The sequence below is a fragment of the Acinetobacter sp. AS5 genome (genome assembly GCF_048957595.1).
Lineage (GTDB): Bacteria > Pseudomonadota > Gammaproteobacteria > Pseudomonadales > Moraxellaceae > Acinetobacter.
The window spans coordinates 1-2,690 of sequence record NZ_JARDAL010000110.1; the positions used below are offsets into that span (position 1 = coordinate 1).

A 2,690-nucleotide genomic window follows, 5' to 3' on the forward strand; every position below is an offset into this window, starting at 1 on the left:
ATTTTGTGTGTAGGCTTCTTCATTTGAAAATTATATCGCTAAAAAAGCCTTTACAGATAGGTTTGTGCAACAAAGCCTCTTCAAATAATAACCCATACGAGTCGTTGTTGAATTTCTCTGTTCGTAAATACCAATTATATTGAAATGATGACTATGAATCACACAAATAATCATATCGTTATATGAACTCAAGTAACTGATGTAAAGTATTGGTTTCAATCTGATGTTTTTTCAATTGATGCTCTAAAGAATTTCTAAAATTAAGGATCTCTCTTTCAAGTTCAGGTAATGAAACCAGAAGCTCTGCAGCATATTCAATTTGTGATGCCAATTCTGTTATTTTAAGATCTAACTCTTCAGTTAATGAAACTAGGATATGTTTTTTATCAACTTTAACTGATGTTTTTTTTATGTTTTTGAGTTTTTCTGTTTGACTATATAAAAATAATTTCTTCATGTAGTTTGCACGTTCAACGGCTAAATAACCGTGCTTTCTTAATAAATGAAGACTGGTATATGTCTGACTTCTCAGTTTTTTTCTTTCATGATAAGCAAGTCCTGGAGTTTCAAGCATACTCCAAAAGTCTTTAGCCTCCCAATCGACAATTTCGCAAAAATTTAAAATTTCTAAAAACTCTTCACCAAGCGGTAACTGGAAATCAAACATAAATTAATTCAAATTAAATCAAAAAGAGGATTATAAGCCGTGGATATATAATCCTCAAATAGTGATATTTCTATTTTTTGTACAGACAAATTAGAATGTCAGAAATATCTTCAAAAATAGGTAATATTATCCGAAAGAAGAGAGTAGAGAAGGACATAACGCAAGAGATGCTCGCTTTACAGTGTAATATTGATCGTAGTTACATGGGACGCATTGAACGTGGAGAGGTGAATCTCACTGTTGAAAAGCTATATATGATAGCTAAGGTATTAGAAGTGGATGTAAAGCAACTACTCCCCTAAACAATATTTTATCTTTTAAACAAATATCTTGCCAAAATGTGTTCAATCTCAACGTTAGACTTTACTTTTACTTCTTCGACGATTCTAATCAGCAATTCTGTATTTTTGTGTAACTGCTTTTCTAAAGTTTCAACCTGATATTGCAAATCCTTATTTGAATTACTCAGAGCTTGTCTAGTTTTTCTGTTTACAAACAATTGTTGATCTTTTGTTTTAAGATTTAAGGGCGAAATTTGTTCAGCAATATACCGGCTAATTAAGCTTTTACGTTTCAAGTTGCTTAGAGTACTTAAACCTCCTGAAATATGTTTTTTAGCTACAAGTCTATCGTGGACAGATTTATTTGAAATAGGGGATTTATCGTAACCCTCTACTAACATAAGTTGTAGTTCATTTTCTATTACTTGATCCAATTCCTTACCACGTAACATTTTCTAAGCCTTACTTGATTCAATTTTTTGCTGTTCGATAGCAAATAATTCAGATAGTGTACGAGGTAATTTTATACTTTCATCAATATAATCAAATATACGAATAGGTGTTAAGTCATTGCGTATAGACAAGGCTCTCTCTTTGATTACATTTAAATTTGAGATTTTATTTTTTATCTCACTTAACATATGGGTATAAGACTTATCATGCTGGACTATGGAAAGAGTTTTATGATAATTCACGATTAAACTATTAATCATAGATTCTAAGTTGTCTAGTTCTCCTTTTCTATGCGTAATAGTGAAATTTCCACATTTATCACCTGACTGACATGCCATACGTTTTGGGCAATCGTGTACGGCAACATCACGCATACAGCCTCCAAATGGTAAAGGATGTAAGTAAGCATGTCTTTCGACTAAGGAGTCTGCTTTTGAAAGATCTGAATGACTTAATTCATTAAAAGCTTCAGCAATATCAGAAAATATATCTTCAAAAAAAGAGTTTTTAATGTGCTCTGAGATCTCTTGTTTATTATCAAAAGATTGTAAATTCATTTTTAAATTACTATCTAAATCTAGGTCTTTTGAAAAATACATATAACCATCATGCTTAATTGACTCTACAGGATTAGAATGCAGATAATTTTCTTTGTGGTCTAAATGTATCAATTCATGCTTGTCCAACAAGGTAGCTGCAATTTTTCTATGTTTAATTGCTACATGTTGATAGTATTGATTTTGCTTAATATCTATTCGCCCCATAAGCAAAGCTTGTAGATGCTCAGATAGTCCGGATAAAGCAAGAAACGTGTTAATATTATGCCTTGGAATATGTGTAGACAATTTTGAATATTCTGTATCATTTTCCTTGAGATAATACTTCTCAAAGACTGATAAATTCTGACCACCCCCTAAGAAATTATTTATTATAGTACAGGTGAATGGAATTACATTTGATTTATGGCTAAATTTTCTACTAAGATTCAATGACTTGTATTCATGAAGAAAAAGTAAATCCTCGTATAAAATTTCCTCGTTAAATTCATTTCCATTAAGAATATGTACAAATGGTAAATCAGATTTAAAATTGGGCGTCAAAGACTTTATGTAATCACTAATATCTTTCTTTAGATAATGATTTTCCAACTTATTACCACGCTTGACAATTTTGTGAACCTGGATTTTTTTGATTGAGGGCAATAGGATTGATTGAACCGTACCGGGTTTGTCGGAGAGTCAATATTCTGAGAGACTATCCCGATGAAAAAATTAAAATATACCCCTGAA

Annotated in this window: 4 protein-coding genes; 1 reads left to right on the forward strand and 3 read right to left on the reverse strand. The window is 31.2% G+C overall.

Annotation, left to right across the window (positions count from 1 at the left end; all coding sequences use genetic code 11):
• Positions 1-178 precede the first annotated feature (178 nt).
• Positions 179-667, reverse strand: a complete 489-nt coding sequence (locus PV763_RS17260; RefSeq protein WP_062035456.1) for a hypothetical protein — start codon at positions 665-667, stop codon at positions 179-181.
• A 95-nt stretch (positions 668-762) separates the two neighbouring features.
• On the opposite strand from PV763_RS17260, the gene PV763_RS17265 reads away from it, so the two are divergent.
• On the forward strand, positions 763-969 hold the full coding sequence (locus PV763_RS17265) for a helix-turn-helix domain-containing protein (protein WP_062035458.1): 207 nt from the start codon (positions 763-765) through the stop codon (positions 967-969).
• Between the two features lie 8 nt (positions 970-977).
• Here PV763_RS17265 and PV763_RS17270 read toward each other — a convergent pair whose 3' ends face one another.
• Positions 978-1,400 (reverse strand): hypothetical protein, encoded by a 423-nt coding sequence (locus PV763_RS17270; RefSeq protein ID WP_062035460.1) that lies wholly within the window; start codon positions 1,398-1,400, stop codon positions 978-980.
• A 3-nt stretch (positions 1,401-1,403) separates the two neighbouring features.
• Positions 1,404-2,549 (reverse strand): hypothetical protein, encoded by a 1,146-nt coding sequence (locus tag PV763_RS17275; RefSeq protein ID WP_420938268.1) that lies wholly within the window; start codon positions 2,547-2,549, stop codon positions 1,404-1,406.
• Between the last annotated feature and the right edge of the window lie 141 nt (positions 2,550-2,690).